This is a genomic window from Alteromonas sp. V450 (assembly GCF_001885075.1).
Lineage (GTDB): Bacteria > Pseudomonadota > Gammaproteobacteria > Enterobacterales > Alteromonadaceae > Alteromonas.
Map to the genome: position 1 here is coordinate 730,908 of NZ_MODU01000004.1, position 17,645 is coordinate 748,552.

12 protein-coding genes and 3 tRNA genes are annotated in these 17,645 nt (G+C 44.1%); 13 read left to right on the plus strand and 2 right to left on the minus strand.

All coding sequences use genetic code 11. From position 1 onward, the window contains the following. The first annotated feature begins 19 nt into the window (after positions 1-19). From dnaQ to BK026_RS03250, 8 genes are all read left to right on the plus strand, one after another. Positions 20-736 (plus strand): DNA polymerase III subunit epsilon, encoded by a 717-nt coding sequence (dnaQ, locus tag BK026_RS03215; RefSeq protein WP_071814517.1) that lies wholly within the window; start codon positions 20-22, stop codon positions 734-736. Positions 737-793: 57 nt separating this feature from the next. Next, positions 794-2,302, plus strand: a complete 1,509-nt coding sequence (locus BK026_RS03220) for a TIGR03503 family protein (RefSeq protein WP_071814518.1) — start codon at positions 794-796, stop codon at positions 2,300-2,302. 207 nt (positions 2,303-2,509) lie between these two features. After that, a tRNA-Asp gene (locus BK026_RS03225) sits at positions 2,510-2,586 on the plus strand. A 90-nt stretch (positions 2,587-2,676) separates the two neighbouring features. Next, positions 2,677-2,753 (plus strand) — tRNA-Asp (locus tag BK026_RS03230). A 28-nt stretch (positions 2,754-2,781) separates the two neighbouring features. Then, positions 2,782-2,858, plus strand: a tRNA-Asp gene (locus BK026_RS03235). Positions 2,859-3,014: 156 nt separating this feature from the next. Next, positions 3,015-4,568 carry an EAL domain-containing protein gene (locus BK026_RS03240; protein ID WP_071814519.1) on the plus strand — a complete coding sequence of 518 codons (1,554 nt, stop codon included), beginning with the start codon at positions 3,015-3,017 and terminating at the stop codon, positions 4,566-4,568. Positions 4,569-4,654: 86 nt separating this feature from the next. After that, a complete protein-coding gene (gene lolD / locus BK026_RS03245) occupies positions 4,655-5,350 on the plus strand; it encodes a lipoprotein-releasing ABC transporter ATP-binding protein LolD (RefSeq protein ID WP_071814520.1) in 696 nt (231 codons plus the stop codon). 5 nt (positions 5,351-5,355) lie between these two features. Continuing rightward, positions 5,356-6,582: a lipoprotein-releasing ABC transporter permease subunit gene (locus BK026_RS03250; protein WP_071814521.1), complete on the plus strand. Its 1,227-nt coding sequence runs from the start codon at positions 5,356-5,358 to the stop codon at positions 6,580-6,582. Between the two features lie 63 nt (positions 6,583-6,645). On the opposite strand, the gene BK026_RS03255 is transcribed toward BK026_RS03250, so the two are convergent. Beyond that, positions 6,646-7,992, minus strand: coding sequence for a dicarboxylate/amino acid:cation symporter (locus tag BK026_RS03255; protein ID WP_071814522.1), 1,347 nt, complete (start codon positions 7,990-7,992; stop codon positions 6,646-6,648). A gap of 114 nt (positions 7,993-8,106) precedes the next feature. On the opposite strand from BK026_RS03255, the gene BK026_RS03260 reads away from it, so the two are divergent. Beyond that, positions 8,107-10,713, plus strand: coding sequence for an Ig-like domain-containing protein (locus tag BK026_RS03260; protein ID WP_071814523.1), 2,607 nt, complete (start codon positions 8,107-8,109; stop codon positions 10,711-10,713). A 190-nt stretch (positions 10,714-10,903) separates the two neighbouring features. On the opposite strand, the gene astB is transcribed toward BK026_RS03260, so the two are convergent. Next, a complete protein-coding gene (gene astB / locus BK026_RS03265; RefSeq protein WP_071814524.1) occupies positions 10,904-12,244 on the minus strand; it encodes an N-succinylarginine dihydrolase in 1,341 nt (446 codons plus the stop codon). Between the two features lie 348 nt (positions 12,245-12,592). Here astB and topA point away from each other — a divergent pair, with 348 nt between their 5' ends. From topA to BK026_RS03285, 4 genes are all read left to right on the plus strand, one after another. Next, a complete protein-coding gene (gene topA, locus BK026_RS03270) occupies positions 12,593-15,247 on the plus strand; it encodes a type I DNA topoisomerase (protein WP_071814525.1) in 2,655 nt (884 codons plus the stop codon). 139 nt (positions 15,248-15,386) lie between these two features. Further along, entirely contained in the window at positions 15,387-15,938 is a 552-nt protein-coding gene (locus tag BK026_RS03275; protein WP_071814526.1) for a DUF2058 domain-containing protein, read from the plus strand. Between the two features lie 253 nt (positions 15,939-16,191). Continuing rightward, complete coding sequence (locus tag BK026_RS03280; protein WP_256253652.1) at positions 16,192-17,028, plus strand: leishmanolysin; 837 nt, start codon at positions 16,192-16,194, stop codon at positions 17,026-17,028. Positions 17,029-17,046: 18 nt separating this feature from the next. Continuing rightward, a complete protein-coding gene (locus tag BK026_RS03285; protein ID WP_071814527.1) occupies positions 17,047-17,613 on the plus strand; it encodes a molybdenum cofactor guanylyltransferase in 567 nt (188 codons plus the stop codon). Positions 17,614-17,645: the final 32 nt, after the last annotated feature.

Consider the following 17,645-nt stretch of genomic DNA (forward strand, 5'->3'; position numbering starts at 1 on the left):
CAATTATAGTAGAGGTTCCATGCGCCAAATTGTTCTCGATACTGAAACCACAGGTATTGACCCCAAAGAAGGCCACCGCATTATCGAAATAGGGTGTGTTGAAGTTGTTAACCGCCGTTTGACAGGGAATCACTTTCACGTATACATCAACCCTGGCCGTCATATTGAACAAGAAGCAATTGAAGTTCACGGTATTACCAATGAGTTTCTAGCCGATAAGCCTACATTTTCTCAAGTGGCTCAAGAGTTCGTGAGCTTTATTAAAGGGGCACAATTAGTTATTCATAACGCCCCCTTCGACGTTGGGTTTATGGATCACGAATTTGGCATGGAAACGTCTACCAAAGGCGTTATTACCAACCAAATTTGTGATGTACTAGATACGCTTACCCTTGCTCGACAAATGCATCCCGGTCAAAAAAACAACCTAGATGCGCTGTGTAAGCGCTATGGTATAGACAATAGCCATCGTACTCTCCACGGCGCTTTGCTGGATGCAGAAATTCTGGCAGATGTTTACCTGTTAATGACCGGTGGGCAGACCAAACTTAAACTCGCATCTAGTTCTGGCAGTGATGCCGATTCCACCGCGATACGAAGAGTTAAACGAAGCGCAAATAAATTAAAGGTTATTAAAGCTACCGCCGATGAGATAACACAGCACGAAGCACGCTTGGACATCGTTCAACAAGCTTCAGGGAATTGTCTGTGGCGGCCAGTGCCTGAAGAAACATAAAATGGCAGCTAATATGCTGCTGAAAATACTATGAAAGAAAAGCAGGAGCAGTGAAGCGTGAGAATGAGGCTTTATTGGGTTATTATTTTATTTACGCTATTTGTCAGAAGCGCAGTTGCGCAAACGCAGGAAGAGCGAGATGAAGTGCGAGAAAAGGCAACGAGCGCGTTGCAACAACCCAAGCCGTCAACGAGTCAAATTGACGAAGCTCCTCTAACCGATTTAGGCGATGAATATACAAATTCAATATCGCTGCTTCAAAACCGTTTTCGTGTAGATTACAACGTGTCTGAAGTGACAATGGTCTTCTTCAGAGAATATGGTTCTGCTCCAGTAGTACTTGTTCGACCTGATGGCTCTAAGCTGTTCCAAAGCACCGTTGATGAAGAGAAAGTAAAGTGGTTTGATGCCGACACGTTCGATATGATCACGATAAAGAATCCCGTGCCAGGGCCCTGGCAAGCGGTAGGGGAAGTGCTCCCAGGCAGCCGAGTAATGGTTTTATCGAATATTGAACTGAAAGCCGAAGCGCTTCCTGAACTTCTTTTTGCTGGCGAAATTCTTAAATCTACTGCGTATTTAACAAATAATGGCAAACCTATCGAAAATAGCCAATTTCGCGATGTGGTTGAGTTAGATATTGAGTTTGTAAGTAGTAACAACCCCAACTACGACAATTTTGGCGCAAACAAGCAAAATATCGCCACATTTGAAGATAATGGTCGTGGGATGGATGAGCGTCCTGGCGATGGCATATTTACAGGCCAGTTCAATTTAAAAATAACGCCGGGTGAATGGAAGCCTATCTTTCGCGTAAAAACACCTATGTACACGCGTGAGCAAACGGGTGAACTTATTGTTCTTCATGAAAACCCTGTGACAGTAGCTGTTGAACAACACGGAGGCGGAGAGGGATATCATAAAATCATTATCGATGTAGATAGAGAGTTAGTTGATATTGAATCTTTCTTAGTCGATGGCAAAGTCAAATTCCCCAATGCAGATATGCAAAATTTTTCGTTAACCGAAGGTGGCTCACAACCCAGAGAGCATTTAATAGTCGCTTATGAAGAGGGAATTTTTCGCGTTAAGGTAACTGCCTACGGCACCACGATAGACGGTCGAGACTTTATATTAGACGTACCTGAATTTAGCTTTGTCGCAAGTGACCCCGAAGAGCAAGAAATAGCAGAAATGACCGATGATAGCGCTAAGATTCTTGAAGAGGGTATTCAACCACAAGAAGAACGAGCTGGAGTCGATAGTCCTTTAACATTACCAAGCACACCCGAAGATGAGGGCATGGACAATGACACGCTTATTTTTTGGATTGCTGCGGTCAATGGCTCTATAGTTGTGATCGGTATTCTTTGTGGTGTGCTCATCGTTCTTTTGCGCAAGCGTAAGAATCCACCGCCCACCAGTGGCAATGATGCCTCGAGTGCGAATTCAGCGCCAGTCGAAAAGACGACTGACGCTGAACTTACCATGGAAAGTGATAAAAAGGGCATTCAGAAACTGCTAGCAATTTTTAAAAAGAAAAATAAGTCAAACGATACACAATGACGAGTGGCGCGTTTTAATGCGTCTTATATTCATACAAGTTGAAGTATATTTCGACATAGTGCTTATTTAACAGGCAAACAAACCGCAGATGACAATTTTATTAATAAAAAGCGTTGACTCCACATGGGGGAATACGTATTATCTGCGCCGCAGTCAGGGGACAGGGCAACAACAGCCAAGTCAACTCACTGATAACATTGAAGATGTGGAGCGGTAGTTCAGTTGGTTAGAATACCGGCCTGTCACGCCGGGGGTCGCGGGTTCGAGTCCCGTCCGCTCCGCCATTTAGTTATACAGTGCAATCTCGATTATGTGGAGCGGTAGTTCAGTTGGTTAGAATACCGGCCCTCTCAATGGTATAGTTAAATGTCTTCGGAGCGGTAGTTCAGTTGGTTAGAATACCGGCCTGTCACGCCGGGGGTCGCGGGTTCGAGTCCCGTCCGCTCCGCCATCGTCGAGTTCGCAAAAAAACATTATGTGGAGCGGTAGTTCAGTTGGTTAGAATACCGGCCTGTCACGCCGGGGGTCGCGGGTTCGAGTCCCGTCCGCTCCGCCACTAATGCCTATTCCTTATTTATTTCCTCGCTTGTCTCTTACAAAGTTTACATTACAAATCACTCAGAACTTTTTCAATTTACACGTAAAGTTAACGTGCTATTTTTAAAATCTATACTACATTTAAGCTGTTGATCCATTGTGTATTTATAGGTTTATGACTAGAAGCGAACAAAAACAATATTTTCTTGCCGATAATTTAAAAGCAATAGGCGTTTCATTGCTCAGTGTAGCTGCTATAACGGTAGTGCTTGCTACGATTATGTTCATTTTTGTGAAAGAGCAAGAGGAAAACCGTGCAACCGAAATATTAAACAATGTCAGAATTGTTTTTCGCGATGCTGAGATTACTTTAGATTACTTAAATACACTTCCATATGAAAAATGTACCATCGAAAACTTGTCAGAAATGCGAAAGACACTTTTTCGTTCAAGGTTTGTTAAAGAAATTGGCTTCTATGAAGACGGCGAACTGTTGTGTAGTACGTACTTAGGCTTTTTGGAAGAACCAGTTCAAGAAGCCACGCCAGACTTTTATACTCAACTGGGTGATGCATTTTGGATAAACACTCCGCTCCAACTTTTTGATAAACAAGCGACGGGCACGATTGTAAAACGCGGCAAGTACAACGCTGTGTTAGATATGGATGGTGTCATCGGCTACAGTTTTACTCAGGACTGGCAACTTTTCTACAATGGTGACACGTTTTATCACATGGCAGGGAACCCTGGATTAGTCGACGCGACTCTTAGTCAACAAGATATCCACGAACGAACGAGTTATTTTTCTCTCCAGTTTATTAAATGTGATGAACGCTATACCAACACGTGTCTTAAGGTGCGATCAGACAATGGAAGAGTGCTCGATATACATATGGGGAAATTGGTACTGTTTGTTTGCGTAATGCTAATGACTGCTGCATTAACCCACATGTTAACGTTTAATTATCTGCGCCGAAGGCGTTCGCTAGAATCTCGTGTGAGTAAAGGCCTCAAAGAACATAGGTTTTTCTGCTTGTACCAACCCTTTGTCGATTTGAATACCGGAAAGGTAATAGGTTGTGAGGTTCTCAGTCGTTTCGAAGACGAGTTTGGGCCCATATATCCCGATGAATTTATTCCCCAAGTCAAAGAGCAAGAAATGACGTGGGAATTCACTATTGACATGATTACTACAGCAATGAACGAGCTGAACAGTAATGATGATATTCCAGAAGGATTTAAGGTGTCTTTCAATCTGTTTCCTTTCGACTTTACTCGAGAAGGTTGCTTAGATTTAGACTTCGTTCTAGAGATGAACGTCAAAAACTTTAAGCTGGTGCTTGAAATTACTGAAGATGAGCAAATAGCCACGCATAGTGCTGTGAAGCATATTAAATCGCTTAAAAGCAAAGGGTTTTTATTTGCAATAGATGACTTTGGTGTGGGGTATTCTAATTTAAGCCAACTAAAAACGCTTAATTGTGATTATCTTAAAATAGACAGAAGCTTCGTTATGGATATGGAAGACAACAGCATCCGGTCTTCTCTGATCCCTCACATTGTGAGCATCGCGGACGGACTAAATGTTGACCTGATTGCAGAAGGCGTAGAAAACTCTGACCAATGCAGCGAACTAAAAAGCCTCACAATTGGCTACGGCCAAGGTTGGCTGTTTGGTAAACCTCAGTCAGCAGAATCACTTGGAAAATGTGTTTTAGATACAATGTAAGTGCTGAAAAGTAGTATTTACTATTTGGTGTTGGTAGTGTTTAACGCTACCATTTACCGTTTGATAAAACTGAGAAGATTTTCCGCATGCAGGATGTGCTAGTTTGCCGCAACATCACAAAAACCTACCAAGAAGGCAGCAATATTACTCAAGTGCTCAACAATGTTTCTTTAGCCGTAAAAGCGGGTGAGCATGTTGCTATATTAGGTAGTTCGGGCTCAGGTAAAAGTACGCTTCTACACATACTCGGTGGGCTTGATACGCCAAGCAGTGGAGAGGTTGAATTCAAAGGGCAATCTTTGATGAAGCTAAACACAAATGCTTTGGCAAAATTGCGCAATGATGAGATAGGGTTTATTTATCAGTTTCACCACTTACTCGGTGAGTTCTCTGCACTTGAAAATACTGCAATGCCCCTTCGTATTCGGGGACTTTCTGCTAGAAAAGCGGAGCAAAAAGCTCAGGCAATGCTCGCGCAAGTTGGATTGGAACACAGGATAAATCACTTGCCGTCTGAACTGTCTGGTGGGGAAAGACAGCGCGTTGCTATTGCAAGAGCATTAATTACTGAACCGGCTATAGTCCTTGCAGATGAACCTACCGGAAACCTCGATGACTCGACAGGCAAAAGCATCTACCAACTACTATCTGACTTGAGCGAAGAAATAGGTACCGCATTTGTTGTGGTTACGCACGATGTCGCATTGGCAAATAAAATGGATAGGGTATTGAAAATCAAGGATGGCGTGTTGTTAACGCGTACACAAGGCGCGGAAGAATAGATAATATGTTGGCATTACAACTGGCACAAAGATTCCGTAAAACTCGTTCTCAGCAGCGTTTTGTTTCTTTTATTTCTATGTCTTCTACTGTAGGCATTGGCTTAGGGTGCTTCGTTCTGATCACACTTCTTAGTGTAATGAACGGGTTTGAAAGGGAGTTAACCACTCGAATATTAACTGTTGTTCCACACGGCGAAATTTACAGTGTTGATAATAAAGGAATAGAAAATTTAGACGCACAACTGTATCGATTTCAGCAAGATAAACGCATAGCACAAGCTGTACCGTTTACAGGTTTGACGGGTATGCTTCAATTTAAGGGCGCACTAAAGGCTATTCAAATAACAGGCTTGCCAATTGACGATGTGAGTGGCGATTTTGTTGACAAAGTTGAGCCTGGCCAATGGACGCAGTTTGCTGCATCAGATAACGGTGTGATTGTTGGAAAAGGCATTGCTCTTGAAATGGGACTTTCTGTGGGCGACAGAGTGCAAATTCTGGTGCCTCAAACGACCAGCGACCTTACATTTAAAGCACCCAATACAATTAGTTTAGAAGTGTCTGGGGTATTGTCTATTGGCGGTGAGCTTGACAATCAACTTGGCATAATGCACCTGCAGAAAGCCTCACAGGCGTTAGAGCTCGCCACTAAGGCAAAAGGGATCCGTTTTAGTTTTCACGATCCGTTTGGCGCAGCAGAAGCGATGCGGGACATTGGGTACTCGTTTCCGCAAGCTGTTTACATGTCAGACTGGACAAGGACTCAAGGCCATCTTTACAACGATATTCAATTAGTTCGTACTGTAGTATATATCGCTCTTGTACTGGTAATATCAGTAGCTTGTTTTAATATTGTCTCTTCTTTGGTAATGGCGGTGAGAGATAAACAGGCGGCCATTGCCATATTAAAAACGATGGGAGCTACCGATAATACGATTAGGATGACATTTGTTTTTCAAGGCATAATTAATGGCCTTGTTGGTGTGGTTTCGGGGGTTGGCTTGGCTGTAATTATTGCGCCAAATCTTTCAGATATCGTAGGGTTTGTCGAGCAAGCGCTGAGTATTGAGATACTGTCAGGCGATATCTACTTTATTGATTTTCTTCCATCTGAATTACAGTGGCTTGATGTCATTGCAACGGTTTGCGTTGCTTTGTTTTTAAGCGTAACTGCTACCTTATACCCCGCGCACAAAGCAGCGAAGATTTCTCCTTCTGCTGCGCTGCATTAGTTTTTATTTGTCGTTTAGTGTTGTTTTGACGAAGAGGTTGCTTTGCAACCTCTTCGTAGCACTTTAGTCGTTCTTGTCGAAATGTTTGAAATCAACGTCTTCTTGTTTTTCACCCGCGTTAGGATCGTTATAAATATTCTCATCTAACGCGCCTTCGCTTTTTGCAACAACGCAAGATACCATGCAATCGCCGGTAATATTTACTGCCGTGCGCGTCATATCCAGCAATCGATCTACGCCTATTATTAATGCGATGCCTTCGACCGGTAAATTAACCTGCTGCAGTACCATAGCAAGCATAATCAGCCCAACGCCCGGTACGCCAGCTGTTCCAATTGAGGCTAGCGTGGCAGTTAACACTACCATCATGTAATCGCTCAAGCTTAAATCTACCGCATATACTTGTGCTATAAAGACGGTCGCCACGCCCTGCATAATGGCTGTGCCATCCATGTTAATGGTTGCGCCTAGAGGTAATGTAAAAGACGACACCGAGTTACCTACGCCGAGTTTATTTTTTGCTGTTTCCATGGTTACAGGTAACGTAGCACTACTACTTGATGTACTAAAAGCAAATAGCGCTGCATCACGCATTTTTCTGATCAAAATAAGTGGGTTGAGACCCGATAAGGCTTTAAGCAATACGGAATAGGTAACTAAACCATGCAAAATCAACACGCCAAATACCAAAAAGAAATATTTGGCGAGACTAAAGATGGTTTCACCGCCAATGGTTGAGAAAAGTTTAGCCATTAGAACGAATACACCATAAGGCGCCAAGTTCATGATTATCGTGACCAGCTTCATAATAACGGTATTAATATCCTCAAAGATTGAGGTAAGGCGTTTTCCTGCATCTCCGGTCATTGCCATGGCTACACCGAACAGCACCGCAAACACGATTATCTGTAGCATATTGCCTTGCGCCATAGAGTTTATAGGGTTACTTGGGAACATGTTGACGATAACATCAGACAGGCTAGGTGCTTCTTTTGCCTGATAAGTTGTCTCTGTTGTGAGGTTTAGCCCTTCCCCCGGCGATACAACTAAGGCTATACTCATTGCTAATGTTATTGCAATGGCTGTTGTAACAACATATAAACCAACGGATTTTGCGCCTAGTCGACCTAGTTTACTCGGGTCTGATAACGTGCTTGTTCCGCATATTAGCGAGACAAACACCAGAGGGACGACTAACATTTTTAAGCTGGCAACGAATATCTGACCTAGCGTTGAAAATATACCTTCAACAAGAATGTTATACGTTGATAGTTCGAAACCGAATACCGAGAACGTAAAATCTCCGTTATCATCGAATAAAAATTGGAGAAAGACACCCGTTAAAATACCGGCAGCCATGCCGAAAAAAATACGAGCGGTTAAACTATATTTATGTGCAGATGAAGACATGAAAGTTTCCTGTGCATTATTATATTTTTAATCACTGGTAGTGTGCCAGATTCAGTTGATTTTTAAACATAAAAAACGACGCAATTGTCAATAAAAGAGGTTCAGGAACGAATTATGTCGACATTAGCGAGAATGCTAAGCTTGATTAGCACAATAATTATACTAACGGCATGTGGCGGAGGCGGTTCGGTCTCTCGCAGCGATACAGGCGATGGAGGTAATGGCAGTAATGGTGGGGATGGTGGTAGTAACACAACCTATACCATTACTATGTCTATGCAGAACGCCAGTGGAGAGAATGACACTGAGTTAAGTGAAAACAACAACTTGTTTGCGGTAGCTCAAGTTAGAGACCAAAACGGCGACCCACTTTCAGACGCACTTCTTACGTTTACGCTCAGCAACGCAGAGCTAGCGCAATTCGCAAACGATACAGGTACCGCGCGTACTAATGAAGAGGGCATTGCCAGGATAGGGTTGCTTGCCAGCACCGCCTCGGGCGATGGTGAAATAACTGCCTCGCTAGGATCTGGTGAAACGGGCAGTACAACATTTTCTGCAACTGCAGTGGCCACATCAGGGCCTAACGCAATAGGGGTAGAACTGGTATTAGTGAACGCCAGTGGCGAAACAGATAACAGTCTCTCGAGTGAAAATACGCTACAAGCCGTTGCGACTGTTACAGATTCTCAAGGGCAGCCTCAAGCAGATCTTCTCTTAACATTCTCTTTAAGCAACGACGAATTGGCGACGTTTTCTAATGATACATCTACAGCGCTGACCAACGAGCAAGGTGTAGCCACAATAGGTATGTCAGTCGGTTCGCTTTCTGGTGATGGTTCGGTGACCGTTACACTCGAGTCTGGAGAATCTGACACTACGACGTTTAGCTCTACAGGTAGCGTAACGGTAAGTGAAGAGCCTGCTACATTGGAATTGTTTGCGAGCAGCATACAGTTAGCATCAAGCGGTAGCGACGAAATTGAATTGATCGCGCTGGTCAAAAACGACCAAAGCGTTTTGATGGAAGGTGTTGATGTAAGGTTCTTTGCACCAGCATCAGAAGGTGTTGAAATTCGATTAACACAGCCAGTTACTCAGGCGGATGGTACCGCAAGAGCAATTGTCTCGTCTCAAAATAATGCTGAGAATCGTTTTATTAAAGTAATGGCTCAAGTTGGTTCTTTGCCTACCGAGGAAGTCGAGATTGAGGTAAAGGGCACAGAAGTAACTGCTAACGGGCCTAGTTCTGTAATACTTAATAAAACGGCTAACTATATATTAAGAGTGGTTGACTCGGATGGAAACACCATTCCCAATCAAGAAATTACTATAACACCCAACACGGTAGGAACGTTCAGCCAAACGACGTTGACAACTGATGCAAATGGCCAAGTAGAAGTGGTTTATAACGCTATTGTTTCTGGTGAAGATCAGTTTGGCATCGAAGCGCTTGGTGCTTCTGATATTATTTCTATCGTTGTGCAAGAAGATAACTTTGAGTTTACTGAGGCACCTACAAGTGAAGTGTCTTTGAATGAAGCTACTACGCTTACGGGGCGCTGGTTAAAAGATAATAGCCCTGTTGCAAATAGGAAGGTGCTAGTTACTGCCTCGAGAGGGCAGGTAGATTACACCAATCCAGACCAGACGTTTGTGACCGATGCTGATGGGGTATTCACTTTTAGCTTGAGCTCTAACAATGCTGGTTTTTCAAGCGTCACGGCGTCTGGCTTAGACTCTGCGGGGGAGAATGTAGAAGTTGTATCAACAGTAGACATAGAATTCATTGCAGATGAGCCTTTCTATATTAATGCTGATGCCACACCTGACATTGTAGGTCCAGATGGTCAAAGTAGCCGGATTACTGCAATAGTGCGCGACGAAAACGATAATTTGGTTAAGAACCAAGTCGTATCATTTAATGTTGACGATCCTTCAACAGGTACCATTTCGCCTTCACAAGCGGTAACTGATAGCAACGGTGTTGCGAGTACCGTGTTCACGTCTGGCGCAGTATCTAGCAATGAATCAGTTGTTGTAACTGCTCAAGTGGTTGGCGTGTTACCCGAGGTACAGGACCAAGCAATATTGACAGTGTCAAACGCGCGGTTTGCAATTTCTTTAGGGACTGGAAACCAGATTGTAGAAGAAGATTCAAGCAGCTATCTCAAAGAATTTGCCGTGTTTGTTTCCGACAGTGCAGGTCAACCTGTTAGTGGAGTTGAGCTTACTGCCTCAGTGTCGCCAGTTAAGTTTAGTGAAGGGGGCGGCTTCGTTAAGGGCTTTAGGGTATGGAACGGAACTGTATGGACAAGTGCAACAGATCCCGAGAACCCTGAACTCAGTGGCGCTCGTTACTTTTGTTTGACTGAAGATGAAAACGACAACGGTATTTTGGACATCGCACCTGGAGCTTCAAAAACTGAAGACAAGAACAATGATGGGCTCTTAACGCCGGGCATTGTTGGAACTTTGAGTTTTGCCACTTCTCCAGTTTCTGACGAAAATGGGCGTGCGACGCTCGCGTTAAGATACCCACAAAATTACGGGGGCTGGCTAGAAGTTGTAATTACTGTTTACGGACAATCAACAGGAAGCGAAGCATTAACGAGAATGAAATATTTCTTGGAAGCTTCGGCAGAAGATTTGAGTGAGGAAACGGTAGTACCTCCTCGAAATCCTTTTGGTTCCACCCCCGACTGTTCGTCAACAGATTAATACAAAAAAAAGAGCCAGTTTGACTGGCTCTTTTTTTGTTTGGCTTCGCTGTTCAACTTAGCGGTTGAAAGGACATCAATCTTACATATCTTTGATGATATGCGATAACTTGCAAGTTAAAGCGTTCGTTCAATCAATTCTACAAGATTTTGTAAAGTACATTAAGGTCAACCGCATTTTCAGCACGCGCTTAGTTCTGCTGAAACGGATACACCGAGCCAATGTTAAGCAGTTGCGTAAGTTCATCAAGCGCGCTGCGTGATTCAATAAGCAACTGCGGATCGCGCAAGTCATCTTCACTTAATTCATCGCGATAGTGCTTATCGACCCACGCATTTAAGCGTGCGAACTGTGTTTCGTTAATTAACGTATTTTGGTTAACCGCAGCGAGCTCTTGGTCGTTCATCGCCACACGCAAGCGCAGGCAAGCGGGGCCACCACCATTGCGCATGCTTTGTTTAACGTCAAAATAATTAACCGACTTAATGGGCGTACCTAGCGTTACCAGCTTGTCTAAATAGCGCTTAACGGCTTCATTTTCCTCACACTCAGTTGGCGCAATGATGGTCATATCGCCGCTTGGAAGCGTTATAATTTGCGTGTTAAATAAGTAGGTTTTAACGGCGTCTTGAACTGATACTTCAGCAGTGGGTACCTCAATGAAATGAAGTGGCTCATTTTCAAATTTAGTCTGTAGTTCACTCAATCCGGCTTCTTTTTGATAAAACGCTTGCTCATGGAAGAACAACACGTTTTGATTGCCTACGGCTATTACGTCATTGTGGAATACACCTTGGTCAATAACGTCAGGGTTTTGTTGCATGTAAACCACGCGGTTATCCGCCAGTCCGTGTAAACGGGCTACTGCCTGACAGGCTTCAAGCGTTTGGCGAGCAGGGTATTTTTTGGGGGCCGGTTTTGTTGTGTCGAAAGCGTGTCGACCGTAAACAAATAACTCTACGCCAGGTTGGCCGTAGTTTGTGCAAAGGCGCGTGTGGTTAGCGGCACCCTCGTCTCCAAAATGCTCGTTGTCAGGCAGATGATTATGGTGTGCGAAATATTTATCGTCGGAAAAGGTGCCACGAAGAATATTTCCCGTTACTTTCGGCTCAAGAGAGCGATGAAACTTGTTGGTTAGGTTTGCTGGGGTAAAGTGCACACGCCCATCGGCTGTATCAGCGCTAGGAGAGACGGTGGCGGCATTTGCGGTCCACATGCTACTGGCAGAGCAACATGCTAAGAATATCTCGCGAGATTGCTTTGCAGCGCTTTCTAATACTCTTGCGTCCGAACCTGTAAAGCCGAGTCGTCTAAGTGTTGCTATGTCGGGGCGCTCCTGCGGAGCAAGTATTCCTTGCATCATACCCATGTCAGATAATGCTTTTGCTTTCGCTAAGCCTTGCTTAGCCGCTTGCTTCGGGCTACTTACAGCGTTGGCGTTATTAAGTGAAGCGACATTGCCGAATGACAAACCTGCGTAGTTGTGCGTAGGGCCAACTAAACCATCAAAATTTACTTCAAACTGCTTCATACTTTCCCCTTTTCTTGGTGTTTTTGCATTTGACCGCTACGCTATGGTGCGATGGATAAACGCAATTCATGCACTTTTTTGGCCTTATCTGAACAACAGGTTAGGCTGGAATGGCTGGCATTATACGGCTTTTAAAGGTGTTGCCAATGTCGCTGGTTATTATTTGAACGGTTTTTGCTCGTCTTTAAAGCGACTCGAGGAATAAGTATGAAGAAGATCTTGTTTTCCATTCACTTTGTCGATATATGTTAAAAAAGAGCGAGGAACCTTTATTTAGGGAGAGGTTGCTCCAAATTTCTGAAATTGACGTAAATAGTCATTAAAAATCAATAGGTTTAGTTCAAATATATGGCAAAATCACTGGTCATAGTCGAGTCACCAGCCAAAGCGAAAACGATAAATAAATATCTTGGTAAAGATTTTATTGTAAAAAGTTCGGTTGGCCACGTGCGAGATCTCCCAACGAAGGCGTTAGGCAAAGTTGAGCCTAAAAAACCGGCAAAAGAACTCAAAACGTTAAGCGAAGAAGAGAGACAAAATTACCTTCGCCGGCACGAGTATCTGAAGCTTGTCGATAGAATGGGTGTCGATCCGGAACAAGACTGGAAAGCGCATTATCAAGTGCTGCAGGGTAAAGAAAAGGTCGTTAACGAACTCAAAAAACTCGCAAAAGATGCTGACACTATCTATCTCGCAACCGATTTGGACCGAGAAGGAGAAGCTATCGCGTGGCACTTACAAGAACTGCTTGGTAAGAAAGGTAAGACTTATCAACGGGTTGTATTTAACGAGATTACCAAAAACGCGATTCAAGATGCATTCTCAGACCCGGGTGAACTGAACATCTCTCGCGTCAATGCACAGCAAGCTCGCCGTTTCCTCGACCGTGTTGTAGGGTTTATGGTTTCTCCACTTCTGTGGAAAAAAATCGCTAGAGGCCTTTCTGCTGGTCGTGTTCAATCGGTTGCAGTAAGGCTTGTTGTAGAGCGTGAGCGAGAAATTAAGGCGTTTGTGCCTGAGGAATTCTGGGACGTACACGCAGATTTAAGCAGTCAGCAACAAGCAGCACTTCGCATGTTGGTAGCGAAGTACCAAGGCAACGCGTTCAAGCCTAAAAATAAATCAGAAACAGATAAAGCACTTGCTGAGCTTGAAGGGGCTGACTATAAGGTAGAAAGTCGAGAATCTAAGCCTACGCAAAGTCGTCCCTCTGCACCATTTATTACCTCAACGCTACAACAAGCGGCAAGTACTCGACTGGGATTTGGTGTTAAGAAAACCATGATGATGGCACAGCGCCTTTATGAGGCGGGCTACATCACCTATATGCGTACTGATTCAACTAATTTAAGCCAAGAGGCGTTGGATAGTGCCCGTGCGTACATTTCAGATAATTTTGGTGACAAGTACCTGCCTGATTCGCCAAATCGCTACGGTAGTAAAGAAGGTGCGCAAGAGGCGCACGAAGCGATCCGCCCTTCAAATGTGAGCATAAGTGCTGCAAGTTTAGGCGACATGGAACGCGATGCACAGCGTCTTTATGAGCTTATTTGGCGCCAGTTTGTGGCCTGTCAAATGACGCCAGCTAAGTACGATGCGACTACCATCAAAGTTGCAGCAGGTGATTACGAGCTAACGGCGAAAGGTCGCGTACTTAAGTTCGACGGTTGGACGCGTGTTCAGCCGCAGCTTCGCAAGAAAGGTGAAGAAGAGCTTATGTTACCTGATGTGCAAAAAGGCGATGTGCTTGATTTGAAAGCGCTTGATCCTAAGCAGCACTTTACTAAGCCCGTAGCGCGTTTCAATGAAGCCTCTTTAGTAAAAGAGTTAGAAAAGCGCGGTATAGGTCGTCCATCGACATACGCCAGTATTATATCTACCATTCAAGATCGCGGTTATGTTCGCTTAGAGAATAAGCGTTTTTATGCCGAGAAGATGGGCGAGATTGTTAACGATCGTCTCATGGAAAACTTCGACGATTTAATGAGTTATGACTTTACCGCCAATATGGAGCAACATCTTGATGATATTGCTGAAGGCAATAAAGACTGGAAAGATGTACTTAATGATTTCTACAGTGGATTCTACGGTAAACTGCTGAACGCAGAAAAAGACCCAGAAGAAGGGGGAATGCGTTTAAACCAGGCGGTACCTGCTGGTATTGAGTGCGATAAATGCGGCCGTGAAATGAATGTGAGAACCGCCTCAACTGGCGTATTCTTGGGCTGCTCAGGCTACAATTTGCCACCTAAAGAGCGCTGCACGAACACCATGAATTTAACTCCAGGTGATGAAGTGGTGAAAGTGGACGATGAAGAAGAGCTGGAAACAGAAGCGCTTCGCTCTAAAAAACGTTGTCCTGAATGTGGCACGGCGATGGACAGCTATTTGGTTGACGAAACCCGTAAACTTCATGTGTGTGGTAACACACCCACATGCGATGGCACTTTAGTTGAAACGGGCACATTTAAGATAAAAGGGTATGACGGCCCTATTATTGAGTGTGACAAATGCGGCAGCGATATGGAGCTGAAAAATGGTCGATTTGGCAAATACTTCGGCTGCACCAACGAAGAATGTAAGAATACGCGTAAGCTACTTAGAAACGGCGAAGCTGCGCCGCCAAAAGAAGATCCGGTAGATTTACCTGAGCTGCCGTGTGAAAAATCAGACGCGCACTTTATGTTACGTGACGGCGCGTCGGGTATTTTCTTAGCAGCGCATAACTTTCCTAAGTCGCGAGAGACGCGTGCGCCGAAAGTGGAAGAACTTGCGCGCTTTAGAGACAGAATTTCGCCGAAATTCTACTATCTTGCTGATGCGCCGAAGACAGATCCAGATGGGAATCCTGCAATAGTTCGCTATAGCAGAAAAACTAAACAGCAATACGTAATGTCTGAAAATGACAATGGTAAGGCAACAGGCTGGTCTGCGTGGTACGACAATGGCAAGTGGCAAGAGCAAGCGGCTAAAAAGCCAGCGGCTAAAGCCAAGAAAAAATAAGGCCAGTGAATAATAGTCACGCCTGCTAACACAAGATGTATGCCCGAAAAATGTTCGGGCTTTCTTTGCCGGTTAGTGAATATAACTCGCCGATTGCACAATATAGAGATAGCGTCGTAAACAGTAGAAGAGAATAGTTATGGCCTCCTTACAAGACCAACTTCTGAAAGCCGGTTTGGCCGATAAAGCGTCAGCAAAACAAGCACGCGCTGACAAACGTAAAAAACAAAAACAGAAGAATAAACAAAAACAACCAATAATCGATGAAGCGACTATTGCTGCTCAAAAGGCCGCTGAAGAGAAAAAAGCCCGCTCCCGTGAGCTGAATCAGCTTCAACAGCAGGAGAAGGAAAAACGTTCAGTTGCAGCACAGGTTAAGCAACTTATAACGGTAAATAAGCAACCGCGTAGCGGAGACATGCTGTTGAACTTTACTCACGACAACGTGGTGAAGCGAATGTATGTGAGCGAAGAGATTCATAGACAGGTGACCAAAGGCCGCCTTGCCATTGTAATATTAGATGACGCTTACGAACTTGTACCAACGCCCGTTGCAGACAAAATTTCCCAGCGCGATGAGTCCTTTGTCATCTATCGAGCAGACCTTGATAAAAGCGGTACAGACGGCAAAGACGAAGCCGAAGATGATTGGTATGCCGATTATGAGATACCCGATGATCTTACTTGGTAAGCTAAGGCGTTACTGTCCACAAATATAAGTACTAGAAAAGAAAAGGCGCGAAAATTAGCACTGCTGATAATTAGATTGGCAGTGTTTTTGTGTGTGCAAAAAGGTGTTAAAGCGATGATGTAGACGATTTAATGTGCAGCCTCTGGTGAGACATCCTTAGAATATTTAATGATATCTTTCCCCCTCGCTATCAAAATAAAAATTTTTATCCTATACCTTTAATTACATTACATCACTCCATTTAGGGAAGACAGTGAAAAGCATACTACGCATTTTTTTTATCCCACTTCTATTGCCACTGTGCTTTTTCTGCGGCAAGTCACAGGCAGGGTTGTTTAGCATCGAGGTGAATAACTTAGGGGGGCTTACACCAAGTCAATCGCGTTTATTTGATGACGCGGTAGCTTATTGGCAAAGTTTTCTCACAGGCGTTCAGGCAAATTCAGACCACACGTTGACAATCTATGCGCTAGGGGCACAAATAGATGGTAAGGGAGGAGTATTAGGGCAGGCGGGGCCCATAGGTCGCACGGTTTATGAAAACAGCCTTTTCGCTTATTCAGTCACTGGGATAATGCGCTTTGATACTGAAGACTTGGTAAATCTAGAAAGGCAAAACACCCTGTTTGACGTCATTATTCATGAAATGGCGCATGTAATTGGTTTTGGTACACTGTGGGACCAAACACAACTTTTTCCGGGCAGTCAGTCGGTTTACAAAGCAGGAAGTGGCCGCTATACCGGGAGTTATGCGCTAAACACGTATCAAGAAGAATTTAATACTAATGCTTCGTTCATTCCAGTTGAACGCGATGGTGGCCCGGGCACTGAAGATAGCCACTGGGACGAGCAATGGCTTGGAGGGTCCTCTGAGTTAATGACTGGCTATTTAGAATCAAGGTCGACTTATCTAAGTAACACTACTATCGCATCTTTTGCTGATATTGGTTACGAAACTGTGATCACACATGCCGTAAATGAATCGCCGGTCGCGTTGCTCTTTATTTTCAGTCTAATGGTCATGAAGAGAAAGTATCGAAAGCGCAAAACGGCTGTTGAAAACAATGCGTGGCTGCTTCATGCAAAGTAACAGTGAGTTAAAGCGTTTATGTTAATTGGGTTGGTCTTGGCCGGCGGCCAAGCGAGAAGAATGGGTGAAGACAAAGCGTTAATGAAATATAAAGGTAATACGCTGATTAATCATACATCCGCGCTTCTTGAACAAGCAGGTTGCGAACAAATTTTCATTAGCCGAAATACGCCGGGCTTTATCAACGATGTAATAGAAAACGGTGGGCCACTTGCTGGCCTGCATGCTTTGATGCGGATGCTTCATCATAGGGCTGAAAAAGGCACAATAGTAGATGTCGTAGTTATGCCTGTTGATATGCCTCTGATGAGCCCCAAATTTTTACAGTCAATGGTCAATTATGGCAGAGAGCACAAACGACCATGTTATGTAGAAGAGCGCTTTCTGCCGTTCTATTTACCCGTCGAGAGCTCTCATTTCTCAGCATTAGAGCAATATCTTGTGGTAGAAAACCGAAGGCGGGTAGTTGGCTTTTTACAACGAATTGATGCACTTACTTATCAAGAAGCAACCGCCAGTAAAAATGACAGTGCGCAATGGCTTAATGTCAACACACCAGATGACTGGCCTAATGAAACGCAATAAAGACCTTTACACTATGAAAAAAGGTGGCGAAC

Bases quoted from the DNA above. Each gene is read 5' to 3' on its own strand.
- dnaQ (WP_071814517.1), top strand. From the start codon at position 20: ATGCGCCAAATTGTTCTCGATACTGAAACCACAGGTATTGACCCCAAA.
- BK026_RS03240 (WP_071814519.1), top strand. From the start codon at position 3,015: ATGACTAGAAGCGAACAAAAACAATATTTTCTTGCCGATAATTTAAAA.
- lolD (WP_071814520.1), top strand. From the start codon at position 4,655: ATGCAGGATGTGCTAGTTTGCCGCAACATCACAAAAACCTACCAAGAA.
- BK026_RS03250 (WP_071814521.1), top strand. From the start codon at position 5,356: ATGTTGGCATTACAACTGGCACAAAGATTCCGTAAAACTCGTTCTCAG.
- BK026_RS03255 (WP_071814522.1), bottom strand. From the start codon at position 7,992: ATGTCTTCATCTGCACATAAATATAGTTTAACCGCTCGTATTTTTTTC.
- BK026_RS03260 (WP_071814523.1), top strand. From the start codon at position 8,107: ATGTCGACATTAGCGAGAATGCTAAGCTTGATTAGCACAATAATTATA.
- astB (WP_071814524.1), bottom strand. From the start codon at position 12,244: ATGAAGCAGTTTGAAGTAAATTTTGATGGTTTAGTTGGCCCTACGCAC.
- topA (WP_071814525.1), top strand. From the start codon at position 12,593: ATGGCAAAATCACTGGTCATAGTCGAGTCACCAGCCAAAGCGAAAACG.
- BK026_RS03275 (WP_071814526.1), top strand. From the start codon at position 15,387: ATGGCCTCCTTACAAGACCAACTTCTGAAAGCCGGTTTGGCCGATAAA.
- BK026_RS03285 (WP_071814527.1), top strand. From the start codon at position 17,047: ATGTTAATTGGGTTGGTCTTGGCCGGCGGCCAAGCGAGAAGAATGGGT.